At 65.5% G+C, this 23,663-nt stretch carries 21 protein-coding genes; 8 read left to right on the top strand and 13 right to left on the bottom strand.

Annotated features, from left to right (window positions below):
- The 3 genes from Sa4125_RS10355 (at position 1) to Sa4125_RS10345 (ending at position 2,441) form a co-directional block, all read left to right on the top strand.
- Complete coding sequence (locus tag Sa4125_RS10355) at positions 1-684, top strand: MarC family protein (protein WP_224006788.1); 684 nt, start codon at positions 1-3, stop codon at positions 682-684.
- Between the two features lie 23 nt (positions 685-707).
- Positions 708-1,679, top strand: a complete 972-nt coding sequence (locus Sa4125_RS10350; protein ID WP_224006785.1) for a cation diffusion facilitator family transporter — start codon at positions 708-710, stop codon at positions 1,677-1,679.
- Positions 1,680-1,763: 84 nt separating this feature from the next.
- Positions 1,764-2,441, top strand: a complete 678-nt coding sequence (locus Sa4125_RS10345; RefSeq protein ID WP_224006782.1) for a type 1 glutamine amidotransferase domain-containing protein — start codon at positions 1,764-1,766, stop codon at positions 2,439-2,441.
- 141 nt (positions 2,442-2,582) lie between these two features.
- On the opposite strand, the gene Sa4125_RS10340 is transcribed toward Sa4125_RS10345, so the two are convergent.
- Positions 2,583-2,921 (bottom strand): hypothetical protein, encoded by a 339-nt coding sequence (locus tag Sa4125_RS10340; RefSeq protein ID WP_224006779.1) that lies wholly within the window; start codon positions 2,919-2,921, stop codon positions 2,583-2,585.
- A 180-nt stretch (positions 2,922-3,101) separates the two neighbouring features.
- Positions 3,102-4,001, bottom strand: coding sequence for an alpha/beta hydrolase (locus Sa4125_RS10335; RefSeq protein WP_224006776.1), 900 nt, complete (start codon positions 3,999-4,001; stop codon positions 3,102-3,104).
- 185 nt (positions 4,002-4,186) lie between these two features.
- On the opposite strand from Sa4125_RS10335, the gene parE reads away from it, so the two are divergent.
- The 3 genes from parE (at position 4,187) to Sa4125_RS10320 (ending at position 8,771) form a co-directional block, all read left to right on the top strand.
- The gene (gene parE, locus Sa4125_RS10330; protein WP_224006773.1) at positions 4,187-6,238 is read left to right on the top strand and encodes a DNA topoisomerase IV subunit B; all 2,052 of its coding nucleotides are present in this window, start codon (positions 4,187-4,189) and stop codon (positions 6,236-6,238) included.
- A 46-nt stretch (positions 6,239-6,284) separates the two neighbouring features.
- Positions 6,285-6,983 carry a hypothetical protein gene (locus Sa4125_RS10325; RefSeq protein ID WP_224006770.1) on the top strand — a complete coding sequence of 233 codons (699 nt, stop codon included), beginning with the start codon at positions 6,285-6,287 and terminating at the stop codon, positions 6,981-6,983.
- Positions 6,984-7,196: 213 nt separating this feature from the next.
- Positions 7,197-8,771, top strand: a complete 1,575-nt coding sequence (locus Sa4125_RS10320) for a DEAD/DEAH box helicase (protein ID WP_224007739.1) — start codon at positions 7,197-7,199, stop codon at positions 8,769-8,771.
- Positions 8,772-8,807: 36 nt separating this feature from the next.
- Here Sa4125_RS10320 and Sa4125_RS10315 read toward each other — a convergent pair whose 3' ends face one another.
- From Sa4125_RS10315 to Sa4125_RS10275, 9 genes are all read right to left on the bottom strand, one after another.
- Positions 8,808-9,218, bottom strand: a complete 411-nt coding sequence (locus Sa4125_RS10315; RefSeq protein WP_345944330.1) for a TfoX/Sxy family protein — start codon at positions 9,216-9,218, stop codon at positions 8,808-8,810.
- 19 nt (positions 9,219-9,237) lie between these two features.
- On the bottom strand, positions 9,238-9,615 hold the full coding sequence (gene sufA, locus Sa4125_RS10310; protein WP_224006767.1) for a Fe-S cluster assembly scaffold SufA: 378 nt from the start codon (positions 9,613-9,615) through the stop codon (positions 9,238-9,240).
- Positions 9,616-9,750: 135 nt separating this feature from the next.
- Positions 9,751-10,101 carry an SUF system Fe-S cluster assembly protein gene (locus Sa4125_RS10305; protein ID WP_224007737.1) on the bottom strand — a complete coding sequence of 117 codons (351 nt, stop codon included), beginning with the start codon at positions 10,099-10,101 and terminating at the stop codon, positions 9,751-9,753.
- 86 nt (positions 10,102-10,187) lie between these two features.
- The gene (locus Sa4125_RS10300) at positions 10,188-11,432 is read right to left on the bottom strand and encodes a cysteine desulfurase (protein ID WP_224006764.1); all 1,245 of its coding nucleotides are present in this window, start codon (positions 11,430-11,432) and stop codon (positions 10,188-10,190) included.
- 51 nt (positions 11,433-11,483) lie between these two features.
- Positions 11,484-12,749 (bottom strand): Fe-S cluster assembly protein SufD, encoded by a 1,266-nt coding sequence (gene sufD / locus Sa4125_RS10295; protein WP_224006761.1) that lies wholly within the window; start codon positions 12,747-12,749, stop codon positions 11,484-11,486.
- A complete protein-coding gene (sufC, locus tag Sa4125_RS10290; RefSeq protein ID WP_224007733.1) occupies positions 12,749-13,504 on the bottom strand; it encodes a Fe-S cluster assembly ATPase SufC in 756 nt (251 codons plus the stop codon). The genes sufD and sufC overlap by 1 nt, the downstream gene beginning before the upstream one ends.
- A gap of 131 nt (positions 13,505-13,635) precedes the next feature.
- Entirely contained in the window at positions 13,636-13,857 is a 222-nt protein-coding gene (locus Sa4125_RS10285; protein WP_224006759.1) for a hypothetical protein, read from the bottom strand.
- Positions 13,857-15,380: a Fe-S cluster assembly protein SufB gene (gene sufB / locus Sa4125_RS10280; RefSeq protein ID WP_224006756.1), complete on the bottom strand. Its 1,524-nt coding sequence runs from the start codon at positions 15,378-15,380 to the stop codon at positions 13,857-13,859. Before sufB ends, Sa4125_RS10285 begins: the two co-directional genes overlap by 1 nt.
- Positions 15,381-15,518: 138 nt before the next feature.
- Complete coding sequence (locus Sa4125_RS10275) at positions 15,519-16,721, bottom strand: cysteine desulfurase family protein (protein ID WP_224006754.1); 1,203 nt, start codon at positions 16,719-16,721, stop codon at positions 15,519-15,521.
- A 206-nt stretch (positions 16,722-16,927) separates the two neighbouring features.
- On the opposite strand from Sa4125_RS10275, the gene Sa4125_RS10270 reads away from it, so the two are divergent.
- Positions 16,928-17,602, top strand: coding sequence for an alpha/beta hydrolase (locus Sa4125_RS10270; RefSeq protein WP_188852156.1), 675 nt, complete (start codon positions 16,928-16,930; stop codon positions 17,600-17,602).
- Between the two features lie 87 nt (positions 17,603-17,689).
- Here Sa4125_RS10270 and Sa4125_RS10265 read toward each other — a convergent pair whose 3' ends face one another.
- Entirely contained in the window at positions 17,690-18,841 is a 1,152-nt protein-coding gene (locus Sa4125_RS10265) for an anhydro-N-acetylmuramic acid kinase (protein ID WP_224006751.1), read from the bottom strand.
- 101 nt (positions 18,842-18,942) lie between these two features.
- On the opposite strand from Sa4125_RS10265, the gene tyrS reads away from it, so the two are divergent.
- Positions 18,943-20,196: a tyrosine--tRNA ligase gene (tyrS, locus tag Sa4125_RS10260; protein WP_224006748.1), complete on the top strand. Its 1,254-nt coding sequence runs from the start codon at positions 18,943-18,945 to the stop codon at positions 20,194-20,196.
- Between the two features lie 73 nt (positions 20,197-20,269).
- On the opposite strand, the gene Sa4125_RS10255 is transcribed toward tyrS, so the two are convergent.
- Positions 20,270-23,536 (bottom strand): hypothetical protein, encoded by a 3,267-nt coding sequence (locus Sa4125_RS10255; RefSeq protein ID WP_224006745.1) that lies wholly within the window; start codon positions 23,534-23,536, stop codon positions 20,270-20,272.
- Positions 23,537-23,663 lie beyond the last annotated feature (127 nt).

Here is a 23,663-nt window from a genome sequence, read left to right as displayed (position 1 = left end):
ATGATCGAACTTCTCGTCAACGGCTTCGTGACGCTGTTCGTCATCCTCGACCCGCTTGGTCTCCTGCCCCTCTTCCTGACGCTGACGCGGGGCGCCTCTGCGGCGAAGCGGCGCCGGATCGCGCTGAAGGCGAGCCTCATCGCCGCGGGCATCCTTCTCGTCTTCGCCCTCTTCGGCCTCGCCATCCTGTCCGGTCTCGGCATCACGCTCGGTGCCTTCCGCGTCGCCGGCGGCCTGTTCCTGTTCTGGATCGGCTTCGAGCTCGTCTTCGAAAAGCGCAAGGAGCGGCATGAGCGGAGCGCCACCATCGCCGTCGAGGATCGTGACGAGGGCGAGGAGGACGTGGCCGCCTTTCCCCTCGCCATTCCGCTGATCGCGGGGCCCGGCGCGATCTCGGCGACGATCCTTCTGTCGGGCTCGCTGCCGACGCTGGCCGGCCAGACCGGGCTCGTGCTCGTCATCGTCGCCGCGCTCGGGATCAATTTCGGCATTCTGGCGTTGGCGCACCGCGTCGATCACTTTCTCGGACGCACCGGGCGCGCGATCATCTCGCGCCTGCTCGGCGTGCTGCTGGCGGCCCTGGCCGTCCAGTTCGTCGCCGACGGGGCGGCCGAACTGGCCCGGACGACGCAAGCGACGACCCCATCATCCGCTCCCGAAGCCGCGGGGGCTCCAAGCGGATGAACCGGCCAAACGGATGGACTTGCATGACCGCACAACACTCCAAGGACGGCGGCAGCAAGACTGTCATCGCCGCCCTCGCCGCCAATCTCGGCATCGCCGTGACGAAATTCGGCGCGGCGTTCTACACGGGTTCCTCGAGCATGCTGGCGGAAGGCATCCATTCGCTCGTCGACACCGCGAACCAGGGCTTTCTCCTTCTCGGCATCAGCCGCGCAAAGAAACCCGCCGATGCCGAGCATCCTTTCGGCCATGGCGTCGAGATCTATTTCTGGTCCTTTATCGTGGCCATCCTGATTTTTGCGCTCGGGGCCGGCTTTTCCATCTACGAGGGCGTCCAGCGGCTGATGGAGCCGAGCCATGCCGTCGAGGCGCCGCTGGTTGCGCTTGGCGTGCTTGCCGCGTCGCTGGCGATGGAGGGCTATTCCCTCTCGGTGGCCTTCGGCGAGTTCAGCGCGATGCGCGATCCTTCTGCCACCAACGGCTTCTTTGCCGACGTCAGGGCGATGAAGGATCCGACGATTTTCGTCGTCCTTTTCGAGGATACGGCCGCCTGCATCGGCATTCTCATCGCCGCGGCGGGGATTGCGGCTGCCTGGATCACGGGCATAGCGGAGTTCGACGCCATCGGCTCGATCGTCATCGGCGTGGTCCTGGCCGTCACCGCGGTCTTGCTCGTCAGCGAGACGAAGGGGCTCCTGATCGGCGAGGCCGCCTCGCCTGCCATGGTCGAGACCATCAGGGACCGCGTGTCGCAACGCCCCGAGATCGTTTCCGTCAACGAGATCCGCACGCTCCATCTCGGGCCCCGCGACGTGCTCCTGACCATGAGCTGCGATTTCCAGGACGACATTCTCTCGCAGGATATCGAGGCCGCGGTGAGCGACATCGAACAGCGGGTGAAACATGCCTTCCCGATCGTCCGACGACTCTACATCGAGGTGCAATCGAAAGATGCCCACCGGCGAGCCCTCGCCGACGAGGAGGCTCTCGCCTGAGTCAGGTTCTGCGGGGCGCTGGGGTCGCAATCAGTGAACCCCGCCCCCATCTGCGGCCGACCTGCAATACGAAAGGCGTTTGACATGAAAATTCTGATGGTTCTGACCTCGCACGACAAACTGGGCGAAACCGGCAAGAAGACCGGCTTCTGGCTCGAGGAACTCGCAGCCCCCTACTACGTGCTGAAGGATGCCGGCGCCGAGATCACCCTGGCGTCGCCCCTCGGCGGACAGCCGCCGCTTGACCCGAGCAGCGCCGACGAAAGCGCCCTGACCGACGCTACCAGAAGGTTTGACGCCGACGCCGACGCCAAGGCGCAACTCGCCACGACCCACAAACTCGCAGATGTCGACGTGCAGGCATTCGACGCCGTCTTCTATCCCGGCGGCCATGGTCCGCTCTGGGATCTGGCGAACAGCGCGACCTCGCGGACCCTCATCGAGGCGGCGATCGCCGCGGGCAAGCCCGTCGCCCTCGTCTGCCACGCCCCCGGAATCTTGCGCGACGTCACCAAGGCGGATGGCACGCCCCTGGTCAGCGGCAAGAAGGTGACCGGCTTTGCCAACAGCGAAGAGGCGGCCGTCGGCCTCACCGACATCGTGCCCTTCCTCGTCGAGGACATGCTGAAGGAACGCGGCGGCACCTATTCCAAGACAGATGATTGGGGTGTGCACGTCCTCACCGACGGTCTGCTGATCACCGGCCAGAACCCGGCGTCATCGGGACCCGCGGCCGAGGAACTGCTCAAGGCGCTTGGCTAAAGCATGGTCCCGAAAGCTGGCTGTCCGGCTTTCGGAAAAGATCACGCGTGGACCAGGACCTAAAGCGGTCCACAGAAAAGCCCGGTGATCGCGAGCGATCACCGGGCAGCTGGCCTCAGCCAAATCTCTGCCGGCCGGCGTTCAATCCGTGAAGCTGAAATCCGAGATCTCGCAGACGTTCACGCCCTGCTTCACCGCCGAGGCGCCGTCGCTGAAGGTCGCCTTGAAGTCGAACTTGCAGTAGCCGCTGCCGTCGTCGATCGTCACGTCGAATGCCTGACCGACCTCGAGAACGTCGACGCCCAGAATGTCCTCTTCCCACTCGCTCGTGCCGGTGTTGGAAGCATAGAACTCGATCATCGGCGTGCTGGAATTGTTGGTGACCGTGACCGTGCGGTCGAGAGCAAGGGCCGCACCGGCGCAGAGCGACAGGGCCGCCACGGCGACCAGGAGGCTGGTCGTCGACAGAAGACGCGACATGCAGGAATTCCTTTCCAGGGAAAGCGCGACGGAATCGTCGGCACGTCGAGATGTACTGGAAAACAGTTCACTCGACACGAGGGGAAGGTTCGTCCTGCAAAGTATTTCTACGGCAGGTGCCGCAGGGCGAGACCGGTCGGCCCGAAAGCCACTTACGGTTGCGCCGGCCACGTGTTCTTCCTATCTGGTCGTCCGGCTGAAAATCCAGTTCAGACTGTCACGCCAGTCGATCATCCGGATGGGTGTCCCGTGGTTGCCGGCCTCGAACGATACGAAACGGACGGGATATTTTTCCGCGCGCAGCGCGGTATAGACGGCCTTGGCGCTGTCCCAGGCAAACACCTTGTCGCGCGTGCCGTGCGCCAGAAGAAGCGGGATGCGGCGGGTCCCGGCAGCTTTGCGCAGGGACGCAAGCTTTGACGGCGGCGTGTTGGCGCTGAGCATCACCAGTCCGTCGATCGCATCGATGACGCCGGCGTCGCCTGCGAGGTCCCAGCAGAACTCGCCGCCCATCGAGGCGCAGGCGAGAACGATCGTGGCCGCCGGGTGATCCCGCCGATGCGTTTCGAGGAGCGTTCCGATCCTGGTGCGGTCCACGCTCCCGAAGCCGCCCGCATCGGCCGTGAGATAGAGGCCGCCGGAGCGAAGCATCAGGTTTTTCAGCCGGTTGAAATTGCCGCCGAAGGTGCGGTCGTTCATGCCCAGCCGTCGGTCGCCGTTCCGGCCGTGGATGAAGAGGACGATGCTGCCGGGCGACTTTGTGTCGCCGACGGTCACGATCTTCAATGGCCCGGCCGGTGTCGATACGACGGACTCTTCCTGGCGCGCGAGCGGCGCAAGGTCGACATAGGAGGGCTTCACCCGTCGCTCCGGGATCTCGTCGCGGCCGTTGATGTCGCGAAGCTCGGAGTAGTCGACGTCGATGAGGTCGCCGTCGTCGCTGATGGCGGTCAGCGGCGGATAGGCGAAGAGCGCGTCCTTGAAAGGTGCAAGCTGCGCCGGCGCGGCAGGCGCTTGGTCCGCCAGAAACGCCAGTGCGGCGAAGGCGAGGACGGCGCGGGAGAGAAGCATTACGGCCATGCCGGTTTCCTTGCCGAAACTGGCGCGACGCGCAAGCCACGCAGGGGTCGAAAACTGTTGGTAGTTGCTGTCTGCGCCGCCTTTTGAGCGCTGCCGGGTTGAAGAACATTTCGTGAAAGTATAGTCCATTGCCGTGATACCTCATCCCGCCAAGGGCTCGGAAACAAGGCAGCTTGCAGCGCATCATGAGCGATGATCTCTTCTCCGGAGGCGCGGCCGCCAAGGTGCGCACTGTCAGGTCCCCGGCCCGGCCAAAGGCGGTCGACGCGCTGTCGGCGGCGAAGGCTGCGGCGCCGGGATCGGCGGAGGCGAGCTACACCGCGGCCGACATCGAGGTGCTGGAGGGCCTGGAGCCGGTGCGCCGTCGGCCCGGCATGTATATCGGCGGAACCGATGAGAAGGCGATGCACCACCTCTTCGCCGAGGTGATCGACAACGCCATGGACGAGGCCGTCGCCGGCCACGCGAATTTCATCGAGGTCTCGCTGGAGGCCGACGGCTATCTCGCCGTCACCGACAACGGCCGCGGCATCCCGGTCGACCCGCATCCGAAATACACCAACCGCTCGGCGCTGGAGGTCATCATGACCACGCTGCATGCCGGCGGAAAGTTCGATTCAAAGGTCTACGAGACCTCCGGCGGGCTGCACGGCGTCGGCGTCTCGGTCGTCAACGCATTGTCGTCGCGGCTCGAAGTGGAAGTCGCGCGCAACCGCAAGCTCTACCGCCAGGTCTACGAGCGCGGTCATGCCGTCGGTCCGCTGGAGGAAGTCGGCGAGGTCCACAATCGCCGCGGCACGAAGGTGCGCTTCCTGCCGGACACGCAGATCTTCGGCGCGAACGCCGCCTTCGACCCGGCGCGTCTCCTGCAGATGGCGCGGTCCAAGGCCTATCTCTTCGGCGGCGTCGAAATCCGCTGGGCCTGCGATCCCGCGCTCCTGCCCGCCGACGGCAAGACGCCGGCGCGCGCGACATTCCACTTTCCCGGCGGCCTCAAGGACTATCTCGAAGGCTCTCTCGGTGACGAGCAGCGCGTCACCAGCCAGACCTTTGCCGGCCGGACCGAGAAGGTCTCCGGCCACGGCGCGGTCGAATGGGCTGTCAGCTGGACGGGCGGCGACGGTTTCGTCCGCTCCTACTGCAACACCATCCCGACGCCTGAAGGCGGCACGCACGAAGCCGGCCTGCGTTCGGTCCTGACGCGCGGGCTGAAGGCGTTTGCGGAAGTCTCCGGCAACAAGAAGGCCGCCGCCGTCATCGCCGACGACGTGATGATCTCGGCCTCGGCCATGCTGTCGATCTTCATCCGCGAGCCGGAATTCGTCGGGCAGACCAAGGACCGCCTTGCCACCGCCGAGGCGCAGCGCATCGTCGAGAGCTCGATCCGCGACAGCTTCGACATCTGGCTCGCCTCCTCGCCGCAGGATGCGGCAAGGCTGATCGACTGGGTTGTCGACCGCGCCGACGAGCGGCTGCGGCGGCGCCAGGAAAAGGAAGTCAACCGCAAGAGCGCGACGCGCAAGCTCCGCCTGCCCGGCAAGCTCGCCGACTGCTCGCAGAGCGGCGCGGCAGGCGCGGAACTCTTCATCGTCGAAGGCGATTCCGCTGGCGGCTCGGCCAAGCAGGCGCGGGACCGCGCCCGCCAGGCGATCCTGCCGCTGCGCGGCAAGATCCTCAATGTCGCCAGCGCCGGTCGCGAAAAGCTCAGCGCCAACCAGCAGATCTCCGATCTCATCCAGGCGCTCGGCTGTGGCACCCGCGCGCGCTACCGCGAAGAAGACCTGCGCTATGAGCGCGTGATCATCATGACCGACGCCGATGTCGACGGCGCCCATATCGCCTCGCTGCTCATCACCTTCTTCTACCAGGAAATGCACGACCTCATCCGCCAGGGCCACCTCTTCCTCGCCGTTCCGCCGCTGTACCGGCTCGCGCAGGGCGGGAAAGTGGCCTATGCCCGCGACGACAAGGACCGCGAACGGCTGATGGCGCGGGAGTTCAAGGGCAAGGGCAAGGTCGAGGTCAGCCGCTTCAAGGGTCTTGGCGAAATGCTGCCCTCGCAGCTGAAGGAAACGACGATGGATCCGAGGAAGCGCACGCTCCTGCAGGTGGCCATCGACGAGACGCCGGAATCGGGAACCGCCGGGGCGGTCGACGCGCTGATGGGCAACCGGCCCGATGCCCGCTTCCGCTTCATCCAGGATCGGGCGGCCTTCGCTGTCGATCTCGACGTGTGATGCCGGCTTCCGCAGGCTCTACGACAACAGGCAAGGGAACGACACGATGACGACCCGCACAGCTCTTCTCGCCGGCATCGCGGCCGCAGCGCTTGGCCTGCAGCCGCTCACCGCCTGGTCGCAGGCCGAAACCCCGGCTGCCGCTCCTGCGGCGCCAGCGCCTTATACGCCCCCGGCCGCCACGGCGCCCGACGCACCGGCACCGGCGACGCCCGCTCCAGCGGCCCCTGCCGCCGCCGAAAAGCCTGCGGCAGCAACGGCGCCCGCGCCGGATGCCGCCGCTCCCGCCACAGCTCCAGCGGCTGCCAGCTCTGTAACCCCTGTTCCCGACGCCACAGCGGTGAGCCCGGCAGACGACGAGGTTCTGACTGCCGTGCAGTCGCTGCCGACGCTCATCGAGGACGTGCAGATCGTCGGTCCCTGGACCGACGGCGACAAGAACGGCGTGTGGCGCACCGCCATGGTGCAGTCAGGGCCGGCGGAAAAGGAGATCTACCGCTTCTTCATCCAGCAGATCGACAAGTCCGCGGGAGCGACGAGCGTCTTGTCGACCACCGAGATCAAGGAGATCACGACGGTCAATGGTGCCATTGTCGGCTATCGTGCCGACGAGCCGTCGGAAGACGAGCCCAGTGGCCTGACGCTGTTCTTCGACATCGTGCCTTCCGACGGCGAGATTGCCGAAACCTACGAACTTCACTACTTCAAAGATCAGCCCTACACCTTCGGGCCGGCGACGAACTGACGTCGGCTCCGGCTGACGTCATCTGGTCCGCCCGGCGTCTGGTTCGCCGGGCTTCCGGGGGCGTTATCCATCCGTCATAGAAAATGGATGATCCCTCCCTATATAGGTTGCAGAGGTTGACTTGAAAAAGTCTTCGCCCTATCGCCGATGCCATACGCGTGCGACTTGCGGCTTTCGCCTCACCCTTCGTCACTCACGAGATTACCTAACTCTATGCTTTTTTCCGAACTCGGCCTCAGCGCCAAAGTTCTCGCAGCCGTTGAAGCCGCCGGCTATACCGAGCCGACGCCGATCCAGGCGCAGGCCATCCCGCATGCGCTGGAAGGCCGTGACGTGCTCGGCATTGCCCAGACCGGGACGGGCAAGACCGCCTCCTTCGTGCTGCCGATGCTCACCCGGCTCGAGAAGGGGCGCGCCCGTGCCCGCATGCCGCGCACCCTCATCGTCGAGCCGACACGCGAACTCGCCGCGCAGGTTGCTGAGACGTTCACGAAATACGGCAAGGACCAGAAGGTCAGCGTCGCGCTGCTGATCGGTGGCATGTCCTTCGGCGAACAGGACAAGCTGATCGATCGTGGCGCCGATGTCCTCATCGCAACGCCCGGTCGCCTGCTCGACCATGTCGAACGCGGCAAGCTGCTGATGACCGGCGTCGAGATCCTCGTCATCGACGAGGCCGACCGGATGCTCGATATGGGCTTCATCCCGGATATCGAGCGGATCTGCAAGATGATCCCCTTTACCCGCCAGACGCTCTTCTTTTCCGCCACCATGCCGCCTGAGATCACGCGCCTGACTGAGCAGTTCCTACAGAATCCGGTCCGAATCGAGGTCGCCAAGGCTTCCTCGGCTGCGCTGACCGTCGAGCAGAAGGCCGTCGCCACCCACAAGGAAGACTACGCCAAGCGCGAAACGCTGCGGAAGCTCTTGCGCAGCCAGGACGACATCACGAACGCGATCATCTTCTGCAACCGCAAGATCGATGTCGCCTCTCTCTTCCGGTCGCTGGAAAAGCACGGCTTCTCCGCCGGCGCCCTGCACGGCGACATGGAGCAGCGGGCGCGCATGACGATGCTGCACAATTTCCGCGAGAACAAGATCCAGATCCTCGTGGCGTCGGACGTCGCCGCCCGCGGGCTCGACATCCCGGCGGTCAGTCACGTCTTCAATTTCGACGTACCGATCCATGCCGAGGACTACGTCCACCGCATCGGCCGCACCGGCCGCGCCGGACGTTCGGGCAAGGCTTTCACGCTCGTCACCCGCACCGACAAGAAGTATCTCGATGCGATCGAGAAGATGCTCGACACCCAATTCGAGTGGCTCGACGGCCAGGTCGCCGACCTCCCCGCGATCGAAACGTCCGCCGAAGAGCCCAAGCCCGAAAAGAAGCTGCGCCGCAGTGCCAGTGGAACGCCGCGCCGTCCCCGTGCCAATTCGGTCGAGGCGCGCAACAGCGCCGCCGCCGAAGCGGAGCCGGTCGCCGAAGTGCCGGATGTGGTTCCCGACGTCGCGGCACCGGTCATGGTGAGCCCGTCCGAGGTTGTCGCTCCGACGGCCGACGTGCCGCCGATCGACGTCGCCGTCCCGCCTGCCGCAGAGCCCCGTCCGGTTGCGATCGAACGGGCCCCGGCGCCCCGTCAAACCTCTGGCGCTCGGGGCGGTCGCGAGCCACGCGACGGCGCCCGTCAAAGCGGGCGCCATGACGGCGGCCGCTCGGACGAACGCTCCCCCATCGGTTTCGGGGAGGAGGTTCCGGCCTTCATGCTGATCGAGACGGGATTCTGATTCGGCGCCAAGGGCCGCGCGACCCATCGCGCGGTTTCAGCGTGCAGACGGAACCCTTGCAACACCTCGAGCGGCCGCGACTTTGATCAGCGCGGCCGTTTTGACGTCGGAGTGGCCCGCTTCCTGGAAGCAGCACTGCGGCGTCCCGCTTCGAACGCCAGCGCCGCCCAATAGGCCGCGCAATCCGGGATCGTCAAAGATTTCGCCGGGAGCGGTGAAATACGGCATCTGGACCTCGGGTCTCCCTGACGTCGCATACACCCATCGGGTCGAACCGGCGGCCTCGAACACAGGCACAGACTGCGCGTCGCCCTTCAGCATGAGATCGCCCCGCACGACAAGGGCCACGATCGTCCCGTCGGCGTAGATGCCCTGCCCGCCGAACATGCGCCGGACGGAGATCGTGCCCAACGACTCAAAAACCTCGCGGAGCAGGTCTTCGTCCATCCGAGTTCCCGGGCGTTCCTCAGACGGCGCGGTTTTCGATCGCCGACGCGTCGACCGGCGTCAGCTCCACGGATTCGCCGCATCCGCAGGCCGAGGTCTGGTTCGGATTCCTGAAGGTGAAGCCCGAGCGAAGCGTCGTCTCCTCGTAGTCCATCTCGGTGCCGAGCAGAAAAAGGACGGCCTCCGGGGCGACGAAGACCTTGGCGCCGTTCTTTTCGACCATGTCCTCATGCGGCTTCGTTTCGGTCGCGAGTTCGACGGTGTATTCCATACCGGCACAGCCGCCCTTCTTCACGCCGACGCGCAGACCGAGGGCATCGCCGCCTTTTGCCGCCAGAATGTCCCGCACCCTAAGGGCGGCGGTGTCGGTTAGGTTCATGATGGCGAATCGACCCATGAGTCCCAAGTCCTTTCGTGGCAGCAGGATCGTATGCGAACGATCGGTACGAAAATGCGCGCCCGTGCGGCAGAACACAAGGCCAGCTGCGGAGTCAGGCGTGCCTTCCTCCAGTCTCGGCCCAGCCCACGCCAGCTAGAACCAGCCGACGGCGACCTGTGCCTCTTCGCTCATCCGGTCCGGGGTCCACGGCGGGTCGAAGACGAGGTTGACCCGGACATGGGAAACTCCCTCGACGGAGGACACGGCGTTTTCCACCCAGATCGGCATTTCACCGGCGACGGGACAGCCCGGCGCGGTCAGCGTCATTTCGACGCCGACGCTGCGGTCGTCCTCGATGTCGATCTTGTAGATGAGACCGAGCTCGTAGATGTCGGCCGGTATTTCAGGGTCGTAGACGGTCTTCAGCGCGGCGACGATATCGTCGGTCAGCCGTGTGAGTTCCTCGGCCGGGATCGCCGAGACGTCGGACGCTCCTTGCGCCATCGCGACGTTGGCGTCGGCCGTCTCGTCCGCAGCCAGTGTCACGGCTTCCATCTTCAGGTCGGCATCTTCGGTCATGTTATTGGTCCTCAAGCGAAAAAACGCCTCGCCTTTTCCAGAGCCTCGGCCAGGATATCAACTTCCGCCCGCGTATTATACAGCCCGAACGAGGCACGACAGGTAGAGGTCGCGCCGAAGCGTTTCAACAGGGGCTGGGCGCAGTGCGTTCCGGCCCGTACCGCGACGCCTTCACGGTCGATGACCATCGACACGTCGTGGGAATGAATTCCCTCGAGGTCGAAGGAAACGATGGCCCCCTTGCCCGGAGCCGTCCCGTAGATCCGCAACGAATTCACGGCACTCAGTCGTTCATGGGCATAGTCGCGCAGCATGGTCTCGTGGTCGAGGATGGCGTCGCGGCCGAGTGATTCCATGTAACGCAAAGATGCCGCGAGCCCGATCGCCTGGGCGATCTGCGGTGTGCCGGCCTCGAAGCGATGCGGCGGCGCGTTGTAGGTGATGCGCTCCTCGCTGACCTCGACGATCATCTCGCCGCCGCCGTTGAAGGGCTGCATGCGCTCCAGCATCGCCGCCTTGCCGTAGAGGACACCGATCCCCGTCGGACCATAGAGCTTATGGCCGGTGACGACATAGAAGTCGCAGCCGAGATCCTGGACGTCGACGGGCAGATGCACGGCGGCCTGGCTGCCGTCGACGAGAACCGGAATGCCACGGGCCTGCGCCAGCGCGACCACTTCCTTCACCGGCGTCACGGTGCCAAGGACGTTCGACATGTGCGTCATGGCCACGAGCTTCGTGCGCGGCGTCATCGCGCGCTCGAAGGCCTCGACCGAAATCGACCCGTCGTCCTCGACCGGCACGAAGACGAGTTTCGCCCCCTTGCGCTCGCGCAGGAAATGCCACGGGACGATGTTGGAGTGGTGCTCCATGATCGTCAGCAGGATCTCGTCGCCCTCGCCGATTTCCGGCATGCCGTAGCCGTAGGAGACGAGGTTGATCGCCTCGGTTGCCGACGAAGTGAAGACGATCTCGTCGATGCTGCCGGCGTTGAGAAAGGCACGGACCGTCTCGCGCGCGTTCTCGTACTCTTCGGTGGCCTTGTTCGACAGGTAGTGCAGGCCGCGGTGAACGTTCGAATAGTCTTGCGAATAGGCCTTGTGGATGGCGTCGAGCATGGCGCGCGGCTTCTGCGCGGACGCACCGTTGTCGAGATAGACGAGCGGTTTGCCGTAGACCGTCGTTGCCAGGATCGGAAAATCGCGGCGCACGGCCTCGACGTCGTAACCGGCGCGGATCGGGCTTTCCAGGTTCATGCGTCGTCTCCTTCCATGCCCGCCGGCTAAGCCGGCAGGGCTTGCGGGACATCAGTGGTCGGCGGCCAGCCAGGCGTCGATCCGGGCCTCGAGAACCTCGATGGCCGCCTCGTTTTCCAGTTCCTCGACGACTTCCTTGACAAAGGCCTTGACCAGCAGGCCCCGCGCCTCGCGCTCGGGTATGCCGCGCGACATCAGGTAGAACAGGTGGTTCGCGTCGATCTCGCCCGCCGTCGCGCCGTGGCCGCACTGGACGTCGTCGGCAAAGATCTCAAGCTCCGGCTTGGCCGAGAAGTCGCCGTCGTCGGACAGGAGAAGCGTGTTGCAGGCCATGCGGGCGTCGGTCTTCTGCGCGCCGCGCGAGACCTTGATCATGCCCTGGAAGACCCCGTGTCCGCCGGTGACGACATTGCGGAAGGTTTCCGTGGCTGTCGTGTTGGGCACCGTGTGGTTCAGCGTCGTCGTCACGTCGATATGCTGGTTGCCGTGCAGGAGCGTGACGCCGCGCATCTGGATGTCGGCGCCCTCGCCCGTCGTCTCGGCATGCACTTCGAGCCGGACCAGCGCGCCGCCGGCGTTCAGCATGAACAGGCGGAAGGTGGCATCGGCGCCGACGGTGACGTTCAGCTGGCCGAGATGCGTCTCGTCCTTGTCCTTTGCCTGATCGACGATCCAGAGCACCTCGGCGCCGTCGCCGACGGTGAGGTTGGTCACGCCCGTCGACAGCGCCGACTGGTTGCCGGGCGACAGCCGCTCGACGAAGACGGCTTTCGCCCCGGCACCGACGTCGCAGAGAACGAAGGTGCTCTCGCTGCCCTGACCGGGGATGGCGCTGAGCTCCACCGGATGCGCCAAATCCGTGCCGGCGGCGACGGTTATGCGCGTGGCCTGGGAGCCGAACGAGGCATTGAGGAGACGGACGGTGTCGACGTCCCGGTCGAGATGGTTGGCAGCCTCGCGCCAGTCGGGGCTCGCCGACAACCGCTCGACGGTAACGCCGGCGAGATTGACCGTCCCGGTCATCGCGCCGAGATCGATCACGGTGCTGCCCGGGATGAAGGGTGCGAGGAGCTCCGGCTCGTGCGCCCGGGTCAACGCATCAATGACGCGCGCGACGAGGCCGGGCTTGTGGCTGCCGACCAGCGAGCGAAGGTCGGTGTAGTGCCAGGCCTCGACGCGGCGGTGCGGCAGACCTTCGCGGCGCAAAACCGCGAGGGCGTTGCGCCGCGTCTCGTCACCCGCGGCGAGACCCTTCTCGGCGCTGGCGATCACGCTCTCTTCGGCAGGCGTCAGCCGACGCAGCGGAACGACCGACATCAGGCCGCCTCGCCGATGATCGTCGAATAGCCCTCGTCCTCGAGCTGCAGCGCCAGTTCCTTGCCGCCGGTGCGGATGATCCTGCCCTGGTAGAGGACGTGCACCGTGTCCGGGACGATGTGTTCGAGCAGGCGCTGGTAATGGGTGATGACGAGGAACGAGCGGTCGGCCGAGCGCAGCGCGTTGACGCCGTCGGAGACGATTTTCAGCGCGTCGATGTCGAGCCCGGAATCGGTTTCGTCCATGATGCAGAGTTTCGGCTCCAGGAGCGCCATCTGCAGGATTTCCGCACGCTTCTTTTCGCCACCGGAGAAGCCGACATTCAGCGGCCGCTTCAGCATGGCGGGATCGATCTTGAGGTCGGCCGCGGAGGCCTTCACCCGGCGGATGAAGTCCGGCGTCGTCAGCTCGGCCTCGCCGCGCGCCTTGCGCTGTGCGTTCACGGCGGTCTTGAGGAAGGTCATGGTGGCGACGCCGGGAATTTCCAGCGGATACTGGAAGGCGAGGAAGATGCCCGCGGCGGCGCGTTCGGCCGGGTCGAGCTCGAGGATCGACTCGCCATTGTATAAAATGTCTCCGCCGGTGACCTCGTAGTCGCTGCGTCCGGAAAGGATGTACGAGAGCGTCGACTTGCCCGAGCCGTTCGGACCCATGATTGCAGCGACTTCGCCGCCGCGCACGGTCAGATCGACGCCCCGGAGGATTTCCGTGTCGGTGCCCGCCACCCGGGCGTGAAGGTTCTTGATTTCCAGCATGGTCACTTTGCTTTTCGAACGGTGCACCTGTGGTGCAGATCATGGTCAATGGTTTGGAAAGAGGCGGCGGCGTAAAGGACAACCAATCTCGCTGCTGGTCTACCCTGTGCATGATTTCGGCAGATGCCGCCTCAGTCGGCCAATTCGAGACGTCTTTCGATACGGTCGACACGCACTTTCAGCGTGGCGATCTCTTCGTCGTGCAGCACTTGAGTTCCGACGACGGCGGCCATGTGCTGGCGCATCACGCGCATCTCGGAGCGCATCAGCGACATCTCGTCCTTGATCACGGCGATGTCGCCACGCATCTGCCTCAGCAACTCAAGAACGAGATTGTCGGTGTTTTCGCTCATTACCCCACGCTGCCCTCGAGGCTGATGCCAATGAGCTTCTGCGCCTCGACGGCGAACTCCATCGGCAGCTGCTGGATGACGTCGCGCACAAAGCCGTTGACGATCAGCGCGATCGCCTCCTCCTGCGGGATGCCGCGCTGCATGCAGTAAAACAGCTGGTCCTCGGAGATCTTCGACGTCGTCGCCTCGTGCTCGAACTGCGCGGTCGCGTTCTTCGCCTCGATGTAGGGCACGGTATGCGCGCCGCAGTCCTCACCAATCAGGAGACTGTCGCACTGCGTGAAGTTGCGCGCATTGGATGCCTTGCGGTGCGTCGTCACCTGGCCGCGATAGGTGTTGTTGGACTGGCCCGCGGCGATACCCTTGGAGATGATGCGGCTCGACGTGTTCTTGCCGAGATGGATCATCTTGGTCCCTGAGTCGATCTGCTGGCGGCCGTTCGACACGGCGATCGAGTAGAACTCGCCGCGCGAATTGTCGCCGCGCAGGATGCAGGACGGATATTTCCAGGTGATCGCCGAGCCGGTCTCGACCTGCGTCCAAGAGATCTTCGCGTTCTTGCCGCGGCAATCGCCGCGCTTGGTGACGAAGTTGTAGATGCCGCCCTTACCGTCCTTGTCGCCGGGGTACCAGTTCTGGACGGTCGAGTACTTGATCTCGGCGTCGTCCAGCGCAATCAGCTCGACGACGGCGGCGTGCAGCTGGTTCTCGTCGCGCTGCGGCGCGGTGCAGCCCTCGAGATAGGAGACGTAGGAGCCCTTGTCGGCGATGATCAGCGTGCGCTCGAACTGGCCGGTATTGCGCTCGTTGATGCGGAAATAGGTCGACAGCTCCATCGGGCAGCGCACGCCCGGGGGCACGTAGACGAAGGAGCCGTCGGTGAAGACCGCCGAGTTCATCGTCGCGAAGAAGTTGTCGGAGACCGGCACGACCGTACCGAGATACTGCTTCACCAGATCGGGGTGCTCGCGGATGGCCTCCGAGATCGGCATGAAGATCACGCCGGCCTTCTTCAGTTCGGCCTGGAAGGTCGTTGCGACCGACACCGAGTCAAACACTGCATCCACCGCGACGCGGCGTTCGGTCGAGGGCAGCGCGTCACCGTTCTCGTCATACTCGACGGGCGCGACCGGCTTCACGACGCCGGCAAGGATCTCCTGCTCGCGCAAGGGGATGCCGAGCTTTTCGTAGGTGCGAAGGAGTTCGGGGTCGACCTCGTCCAACGACGCGGGACCCGACATCGACTTCGGCGCGGAGTAGTAGTGAAGGTCCTGGAAATCGATCGGCGGATAGTCGAGTTTGGCCCAGGTCGGGCTCTCCAGCGTCTGCCAGCGCTCGAAGGCGGCAAGGCGCCAGTCCAGCATCCACTGCGGCTCGTTCTTCTTTGCCGAGATGAACGCGATCGTTCCCTCGTCCAGGCCCTTGGGAGCCGTGTCCGACTCGATGATGGTCTCGAAGCCGTATTTGTATTGATCCACATCAATGCGACGGACCTGATCGATGGTCTCTTGGACTGCAGCCATTTCACTTCTCCACACTCGCCGGATTCAAGGTCCGGTGGTTTGGTTACGCTTGGCCGGAAAGACCGGCGTCACACACGCTAGATGGGCCTCATCGACCGCGAATTGAAGGCTCGCGGGCGAAAAGACCGGGATCTTCGGTTAAGCGGCCCTGAGACCGGATGTAGCTTTCCCGACCCGTTCCGCGAGGCGACCGAAGGCCGCGGCGAAGAGGTCGATTTCTTCACTGGTTGTCTCGTAACCGAAGCTGATGCGAATTGCACCGGCAGAAGCGTCGATATCGAGCCCGCCCGCCTTCATGGCGTTCAGCACATGGCTCGCACCGACCTTGCCGGAGGAGCAGGCCGAGCCGGCGGAGACCGCAAAGCCCGCAAGGTCGAGCCCCATCTGAGCGGTCTCGGCGTTGAGGCCGGGCAAGGTGATCGCAAACGTATTGGCGAGCTTTGCGCTGTCGCTGCCGAGGAGCTTCCAGGGAGCGGCGACGCCACCGAGCCGCGCGAGCAGGCGCTCGGCGAGCGTGTTCAGACGTCCCTCTGCATCGGCGAGGCGGTCTGCGGCAACGCTCGCGGCTGCACCGAAGCTGGCGATCAGCGCGACGGCTTGCGTTCCACCGCGATGGCGTCGCTCCTGTCCGCCGCCGGTGAGGAGAGGCGTCGGGCGACAGGCGCCGTCGGCAAGGGCATAGGCGCCGATTCCCTTGGCGGCGCCGATCTTGTGGCCGGAGAGAAGCAACGCGTCAGCACCGAGATCGGATATGGCGAGCGGCAGGCGTCCGGCCGCCTGGACGACATCAAGGACAAGGAGCACGCCGCTGCCCGCGATCGTCTCGCGGATCGGCGCGAGATCCTGAAGAATGCCGGTCTCGCTGTTGGCGAGCGTCAGGCACAACATGGCGCGGTTGCCGGAGGCGAGACCATCGCACCAGCGCCCGAGCGCGTCGAGACGCAGCTGCCCTTGCGCATCGACCGGCAGGCGGGAAACCGCCGAGGGGGCAAAACGCCCGCCTTCGCGCGTTGCCGGGTGGTCGGTGTCGGCGACGGCCAGAGCGCCGAGGGTGACGATCTGGTCGCCCATCACCCACTCCGGCGTCAGGCATGTCGCGGCAGCCTCCGTCGCGCCACTGGTGAAAACGAGGTGTTCCGGATCGGCACCGACGAGGCGGGCGACGCGGCGCCGCGCTTCCTCCACGACGGCATAGGCGCGGCGACCTTCGGCATGGACGGACGAGGGATTGCCGGCAAGATCCGCCGAATCGATCAGTGCGGCGCGCGCTTCCGGCAGGAGCGGGGCACCGGAATTGTAGTCGAGATAGATGCGTCGATCACGCTCGGTCATCAGATCCATCGCGGCACCCTCGCGGCAACCCCATATCAGGCCGGACGAAAGCGCAAATTTCTTGAATATCACGCCCTATCCGGCCTACAAAGCGCCTTCGGTGGAAGCGTGCAGTTTTGAATCGTTCTAAATTAGAACCTAAAAGGCCGCGTATTCTTCGTCAAGGCGCGCCGTCATTCGTGTCGCGCGCCAGGCTCGTTTTAGGAATTGACAACATGCCCGAGGTTATCTTCAACGGCCCATCCGGACGGCTGGAAGGCCGCTATCAGGCCGGCAAGGAAAAGAACGCGCCGATCGCGATCATCCTGCATCCCCATCCCCGCTTCGGCGGCACGATGAACAACCAGATCGTCTACCAGCTCTTCTACATGTTCGTGGAGCGCGGCTTTACGACGCTGCGGTTCAATTTCCGTGGCATCGGTCGCAGCCAGGGTGAATTCGACCACGGTTCGGGCGAACTGTCGGACGCTGCCGCGGCGCTCGACTGGATCCAGTCGCTGCACCCCGATTCCAAGAACTGCTGGGTCGCGGGCTACTCCTTCGGCTCGTGGATCGGCATGCAGCTCTTGATGCGCCGGCCGGAGATCGAGGGTTTCATCTCCATCTCGCCGCAGCCCAATTCCTACGACTTTTCCTTCCTCGCCCCCTGCCCTTCGTCCGGCCTCATCATCCACGGCGACAAGGACCGGGTCGCGCCGCCGAAGGACGTCCAGGTCCTCGTCGAGAAGCTGAAGACGCAGAAGGGCATCCTCATAACCCAGAAGACGCTGGCCGGCGCCAACCACTTCTACACCGACCATTCCGAGGAACTGATGACGGAATGCGCCGACTATCTCGACCGTCGCCTTGCCGGCGAGCTCGTCGACGTCAGGCCCAAGCGTCTGCGCTGACGGCTCTCGTCATCCCTTTGCCCGCGCGCCGATCCGTCTTCCACCGACCGGTCGTTGCGGGTCGGAGGCGCGGACGGCGTCGGACGGTCAGACATGCTTGCCGGCTCCCGTTCCATCCGCGAGAAGGCCGCCGAGGCTGGGCGTCCGGCAGCCGGTGGTGGTCGGCCAGGTGAGCGGCAATCCGCGCAGCGATCGGACGGCGAGGAACCCCCAGGCCTCGGCCTCCATCGCGTCGCCGTCCAGCCCCGCCTCCTCGGCAGAGACCACCCGCGCGCCCTGTTCGAGGGCGCCCCGCGCCAGGTCCTGCATGATCGCGGGATGCCGGCGGCCGCCGCCGCAGACGACCCAGAGCTTGGGCGCCCGCGGCAGGTGCGTCGCCGCCATCAGGATGGACCGGGCGGCAACGAGGCAGAGCGTGCGCGCGACGTCCTCGAGCGAGCCGGCATCGGGACTCGGCGGCAGGAAATCGAAGCGGTCGAGGGATTTGGGGATCGGCTTGGCGAAGAAGGGCGCGGCCAGATAGGCTTCGGAAAGACTCAAGATGATGCCGCCCTCGCTGGCGATGGCGCCGTTCTGATCGAAGGCAATGCCGGCTTCGCGCGATACCCACTGGTCCAGCAAGGCATTGCCCGGGCCGGTGTCGAAGGCGATCGGATCGTTGTCGCCGTCGAGATAGGTGATGTTCGAGATGCCGCCGATATTGACGAACACCACGGGTGTATCCCGCATGTCTTCCGGCAGTGCCGCCGCCAGCGCGGCATGATAGGCGGGGACGAGGGGCGCGCCCTGCCCGCCGGCGACCATGTCCGCCGCGCGCATGTCGTAGACGACCTTGCACTGCAGCGCTTCGGCAAGACGCGGCCCGTCGCCCAGCTGCACCGTCAGTCCCTCGCCTGGCCGATGCAGCACCGTCTGCCCGTGAAAGCCGACGACGTCGATGGTCGCTGCGTCGATCCCGGTATCGGCGAGGAATTGCCTGACGGCGTCGGCATGGCGGTCGGTGATCTCGCGCTCGATCCCGGCAAGGTCGCCGGGGCGCTCGCCACGCGAAACGATCCGCTTGGCCATCTCCATCGCCGCTTCCAGCCGTCGGCGGAAGGGCGCCTCGTACGGGTAGGTCCGCGCCGGTCCGCGCGTCGGCGGGTGGATCCCGTCGGTATCGAGAAGCGCGACATCGATGCCGTCCATCGAGGTGCCGCTCATCAGGCCGATGGCGCGAAGCCCTGTCGTTTCGTCCAAAGCTGTGCCCCTGCCCTTTAAAAACGCGGCAATGCTGGTTAAACCGCAGCCTTCCCGGGCCAGACGCCACGCCGTCCGGCCCCCGTCAAGGATCACTCTTCATGGCCGGCTTCAAGTCCGAGTTTCTGCACACGCTGTCGGAACGTGGCTTCATCCACCAGACCTCGGGCGACGAAGCGCTCGATGCGCTCTTCGCGACGGAGACGGTCAGCGCCTATATCGGCTTCGACCCGACGGCCAGGAGCCTCCATGTCGGCTCGTTGATCCAGATCATGATGTTGCACTGGCTGCAGAAGACCGGCCATCGGCCGGTCGCGCTGATGGGGGGCGGCACCGGCATGATCGGCGACCCCTCGTTCAAGGACGAGGCGCGCCAGCTCCTGACGCCCGAAGGCATCGAGGGCAATCTCGCCGGCATCCGCCAGGCCTTTGCGCCCTATCTCGCCTTCGGCGATGGTCCGACCGATGCGATCATGGTCAACAATGCCGACTGGCTGATGGGGCTCAACTATGTCGAGTTCCTGCGCGATGTGGGCCGGCATTTCTCGGTCAACCGGATGCTCGCCTTCGATTCGGTGAAGCTCCGGCTCGACCGCGAGCAGTCGCTGTCCTTCCTCGAATTCAACTACATGATCCTGCAGGCCTACGACTTCGTCGAACTCAGCCAGCGCTACGGCGTCAGGCTGCAGATGGGCGGTTCGGACCAGTGGGGCAACATCGTCAACGGGCTCGATCTCGGCCATCGCATGGGCACGCCGCAGCTCTTCGCACTGACCTCGCCGCTCCTCACCACATCGTCCGGCGCAAAGATGGGCAAGTCCGCCTCGGGCGCCGTCTGGCTCAACGCCGACATGCTGAGCCCCTACGCGTTCTGGCAGTACTGGCGCAATACCGAGGACGCCGACGTCGGGCGCTTCCTGAAGCTTTACACCACCCTGCCGATGGACGAGATCTCGCGACTCGAGGCCCTGGGCGGGGCGGAGATCAACGAGGCGAAGAAGATCCTCGCCAATGCGGTGACGGGTCTGCTGCACGGCGAGGCCGTGGCGACCGAAGCGTCCGAGACCGCGCGCAAGACCTTCGAGGAAGGCGCGCTTGCCGAGAACCTGCCGACGATCGAGGTTCCCGCCGAGGAGTTCGATGCCGGCATCGGGCTGTTGACGCTGTACGTGCGGGCGGGCCTTGCGACATCGAACAGCGAGGTGCGTCGGCATGTCCAGGGCGGCGCCGTGCGCATCAACGACCAGCCTGTCTCCGACGAGAAGCGGATTCTTGGCCCGGCTGACCTTGCTTCCGGCGTCGTGAAACTGTCGCTCGGCCGCAAGAAGCATGTTCTGCTGCGGCCGGTGGCCTGATCCGAGAAGTGAGAGCGGTCGCAACAGGCGTTGCGGCACGTCGACGCCGCTGGCATCTCGCGCCGGCGGGCCGTCACTCGTAGGAAAAGATCGAGCGGAAAATGCCGGGAGCGATGGCCGAGATCGGATTGACCGTCAGCGTCGGCGCGGCGAATTCGCCGGCGAGACGGTAGGTGATGCCGATGAGGCCGCCCTCATTGCCATTGCCGAGGATCCGGCCGACCAGCGGAATGGCGCCGAAGATGCGGTTGACGCCGTAGGCCGGCATGAAGGAACCGACGATATCCATGCGGTTCGCGATGTCGTAGACAGTGCCGGAGAAACTGGAGCCGAAGACCGGGCCGCGGATGATGCCGTTGGAAAGCTGCAGACCATTCCGGCCGTAGACGATGCCGGCCGAGGCGTGGTCGAAGAAGGCGCGTTCCGTGCGCAGTTCGGTGCCTAGGGCCTGCGACAGGCTCGCCCTGTCGGGCGACGGGCTGGATCCGACGAGGTTGGACAGGCGCGGCTCGTCGACGAGCGTGAAGTTTCGCGCCTTCAGGTTGCCGCGGTAACCGGACAGGTGCGATCCGGTCAGTTCCAGAATGACCTCGCCACCCTCCATCTTGTCGTAGAGCCCGGCGAACTTCGCGAGCGATCCCGCGTCGGGCGTGCGGATGGCGACCGCGCGCTGCCTGCCGCGCGGCGACATGTCGGCGGAAAAGCGGCCACCTGTCGACTTGCCCGAGATCGACAGCGCCGCCACATTGCCGCCGCTGCCGGCGTAGTTCAGGCTGAAATCCCCGATTTCCTCACTGCCAAATCCCTTCAGCGTGTCGACAGCGATGCCGATGTCCAATTGGCCGCTGTCGCCGGACGTCTTTGTCTTGGCACCGAGATTGGCCTTCAGGTCCTGGAGGAAGGGCCGCGCATCGAACCGTGTGCCGTCGACGCGCACGCTGTAGCCGTTGGCGACACGCTCGAGCGACAAAGCAACATCGTCCCCCGCGTTCAGCGCCAGCGCGCCGAGTTCGGCGCTCCGCAAGCCGTCCTTGTCCGCGACAATTTCGCCCGAAGCGGAAAATCCGTCGCCTTTCAGGACGACGTTCTTCAAGGCGGTGACCGTCTCGCCGGGCTCGAGATCGAAGCGGAGGTCCGCCGCGACCCCCTTGCCCTTGCGCCAGCCGATCCAGGGCAGCGCCACCGCGGCGCCACCAAGATCGACCTCTGCCTCGAAACCGGCATCGTCCTTTCGGTCGAGCCGTGCCTTGATGGGTCCGGTGACGATCTTGGCGAGGGCCGGCGCGAGCTTGGCAATCTCCTTGCCATCAAGCGAGAGGTCCACGGAGAGCTGCCGGTCGCCATCAGGGTTGGCGCCGAACGGCTGATTGAACGTGATCGACGCGGGAATCCCGTCGACCTTGCCCTCGAGACTGCCGCTCAGGCCTCCTGAAACGACCTTGGCCGTGCCGTTCATATCGGCCAGGAGCCTGCCTTCCAGCGGGACGTTCAGGCCGGCGTTCTCAAGCGCCACGGTGAGCGACCAGACGCCGAGTTCGTCGCTCTTCACCACGTCCTGGCCAAGGAAGAAGGGCAGGTCAGCGGTGACCGATGCCTTGCCGGTGGCGTCCTGCGGCAGGACCGGGGCTTCCTTCATGGCGTTGATCGGCGGCCGGGCGGCGATCGACAGGAGATCGGGGACCGCACCGGACAAGCCGAGAACCAGGTGCCCGTCGAGTTCCTGCACGGCGTTGGCGGCGGCGCGGTCGAACGAGACGGTCGACTTCGTGATGGCGACGCCATCGAAGCCGGCAACCTTGCCACCTTCGATGGTGACGAGCGTGTCGCCGCCGCGGGTATGGATGGCGGCATTGGCGTCGACGATGGCCGGGAGTTTGCCCAGCGTCGTGGCCGAGACGCCCTGCAGCCGGAACTTGAGGTCCATCTCCTCGGGCCGGGGATGACTGCCCGGCCGGAATGCCGGATCCATCCGGTCGTTTCGCACATCGATCGCGATCGTGCCGTCCGTCACGCGGCCGCCGTCACCGATATTGGCCAGGACCCAGCGCCGCGTGTTGACGGATATGCTGAACGGCCAGAATGCCTTGACACCGGCAGCTCCCAGATTGCTTGCGCTCAGGCGCAGCCGCGTCATCGCGTCCGGCGCGCCCATGCGAAGCACGCCGTCGCCCGCCAGCGAGCCGCCGGCGGTTGCGAGATCGAACTTTGCGACTGTCACCTCCTTGGCCAGGAGGTCGGCGGCGCCCTCGAGTGCCAGCGTCGCCTCGACCGGGGTGGTGGAATCGATCGTCGATCGAAGGTGGCGCGAGCGCAGCGCGAAAGCGATGGCTTCGATGACGGGCTTGTCGCCGGCGACCGAGGCGTTGCCGTCAAGCGCCATCGACAGCCCGTCGAAGACGATGTCGGTGTCGACGAGGCGTACCAAGGCCTCGCCCTCGACATAGCGCAGTCCGCCCCTCAGCCGCTCCATCCGTGTAAAGCCTTTGCCGATCTGGACGAGACCGGGGCCGACGTCGAGGCTGAGCGTAGCGCTGCGCGGTGCTGCCCCATCACTGGCGATGGCAAAGGTCATCGCCGCGTCGGCATCGGTGCCGAACGGACGCTCTTCGTGCCTGTCGTCTTGTGAGCCCGGCGGCAGGTGGAGGCCGAAATCCACGGGGCCGGCCGTCAGCGAGAGCGCCGCGATTCGGCGTGCCGAGGCGTCGAAGTCGATCCTGCCCGCCAGGGGGAGTGTCATGTCGCCAAGATCGATCCGGGCGTCGAGGGTCATGTCCCGTCGATCGGCCAAGGCAAGATCGGCCTTGACGATTCGGGCGGTGGCAGGGGCCTCGCCGGAGCCGGCCGGGACAATCACGTCGACATCGACGAGGCTGATCGCATCGATGCCGACCCGCCCGAACTGCTCCAGCTCGTGCTCGATCCCTGCCAGTGCCGCCGTGAATTTCCGGGCAACCGCCGGTCCGGGAGAAGGTTCGGTCGAAGGACGCGATGGTGCCGAACCGCCGCGATCCGCCGGGCGCGTCAGATCGATCGTCCCTCCCTCGATTTCGATCGACCGGAACTGCAGCCGCCCGGACAACAAGGGCATCGGAGAAAGTCCGACCTTGATCGAGCCGATCCGTGCCACGGGATGCTCCTCGTCCCGGCGCGTCACGCTGACATCGGACCATTTGATCGCCATGCCGCCATCGGCGGTGCGTGACAGGGTCTGCCGACCGAGACCGACCGCGAAATCCTGGCCGAGCACGCGATCGACGGTCGCGATGGTCTGTCGCCGCAACAGGTCCTGGCCCGAACGGGTGCCGACCGTCAGGACCGTCGCCCCGAGAAGGACGAGCACCAGGGTCAGCCCCGTGCTGCAGAACCCAACCATCCTGGAGCGGGAGCGGCGCATCTCAGCCGCAGGCGCGACGGGCAAAGGCGGGGCGGGCGTGGGCGGGGCGGGCGTGGGCAGGCTGCCCCGCAGC

It is taken from the genome of Aureimonas sp. SA4125 (genome assembly GCF_019973775.1).
In the GTDB taxonomy this organism is placed as follows: Bacteria; Pseudomonadota; Alphaproteobacteria; order Rhizobiales; family Rhizobiaceae; genus Plantimonas.
The sequence above is the reverse complement of the archived record's forward strand: the minus strand, read 5'-3'. Positions and strand labels throughout refer to the sequence as shown.

What these genes read in the sequence shown, in the direction of transcription:
- Sa4125_RS10325 (WP_224006770.1), top strand. Translation starts at nt 6,285, where the DNA reads ATGACGACCCGCACAGCTCTTCTCGCCGGCATCGCGGCCGCAGCGCTT.
- Sa4125_RS10345 (WP_224006782.1), top strand. Translation starts at nt 1,764, where the DNA reads ATGAAAATTCTGATGGTTCTGACCTCGCACGACAAACTGGGCGAAACC.
- tyrS (WP_224006748.1), top strand. Translation starts at nt 18,943, where the DNA reads ATGGCCGGCTTCAAGTCCGAGTTTCTGCACACGCTGTCGGAACGTGGC.
- parE (WP_224006773.1), top strand. Translation starts at nt 4,187, where the DNA reads ATGAGCGATGATCTCTTCTCCGGAGGCGCGGCCGCCAAGGTGCGCACT.
- Sa4125_RS10275 (WP_224006754.1), bottom strand. Translation starts at nt 16,721, where the DNA reads ATGGATCTGATGACCGAGCGTGATCGACGCATCTATCTCGACTACAAT.
- Sa4125_RS10350 (WP_224006785.1), top strand. Translation starts at nt 708, where the DNA reads ATGACCGCACAACACTCCAAGGACGGCGGCAGCAAGACTGTCATCGCC.
- sufD (WP_224006761.1), bottom strand. Translation starts at nt 12,749, where the DNA reads ATGTCGGTCGTTCCGCTGCGTCGGCTGACGCCTGCCGAAGAGAGCGTG.
- Sa4125_RS10300 (WP_224006764.1), bottom strand. Translation starts at nt 11,432, where the DNA reads ATGAACCTGGAAAGCCCGATCCGCGCCGGTTACGACGTCGAGGCCGTG.
- Sa4125_RS10340 (WP_224006779.1), bottom strand. Translation starts at nt 2,921, where the DNA reads ATGTCGCGTCTTCTGTCGACGACCAGCCTCCTGGTCGCCGTGGCGGCC.
- Sa4125_RS10270 (WP_188852156.1), top strand. Translation starts at nt 16,928, where the DNA reads ATGCCCGAGGTTATCTTCAACGGCCCATCCGGACGGCTGGAAGGCCGC.
- Sa4125_RS10285 (WP_224006759.1), bottom strand. Translation starts at nt 13,857, where the DNA reads ATGAGCGAAAACACCGACAATCTCGTTCTTGAGTTGCTGAGGCAGATG.
- sufB (WP_224006756.1), bottom strand. Translation starts at nt 15,380, where the DNA reads ATGGCTGCAGTCCAAGAGACCATCGATCAGGTCCGTCGCATTGATGTG.
- Sa4125_RS10305 (WP_224007737.1), bottom strand. Translation starts at nt 10,101, where the DNA reads ATGGCGCAAGGAGCGTCCGACGTCTCGGCGATCCCGGCCGAGGAACTC.
- sufC (WP_224007733.1), bottom strand. Translation starts at nt 13,504, where the DNA reads ATGCTGGAAATCAAGAACCTTCACGCCCGGGTGGCGGGCACCGACACG.
- Sa4125_RS10315 (WP_345944330.1), bottom strand. Translation starts at nt 9,218, where the DNA reads ATGGACGAAGACCTGCTCCGCGAGGTTTTTGAGTCGTTGGGCACGATC.
- Sa4125_RS10335 (WP_224006776.1), bottom strand. Translation starts at nt 4,001, where the DNA reads ATGGCCGTAATGCTTCTCTCCCGCGCCGTCCTCGCCTTCGCCGCACTG.
- Sa4125_RS10320 (WP_224007739.1), top strand. Translation starts at nt 7,197, where the DNA reads ATGCTTTTTTCCGAACTCGGCCTCAGCGCCAAAGTTCTCGCAGCCGTT.
- Sa4125_RS10355 (WP_224006788.1), top strand. Translation starts at nt 1, where the DNA reads ATGATCGAACTTCTCGTCAACGGCTTCGTGACGCTGTTCGTCATCCTC.
- sufA (WP_224006767.1), bottom strand. Translation starts at nt 9,615, where the DNA reads ATGGGTCGATTCGCCATCATGAACCTAACCGACACCGCCGCCCTTAGG.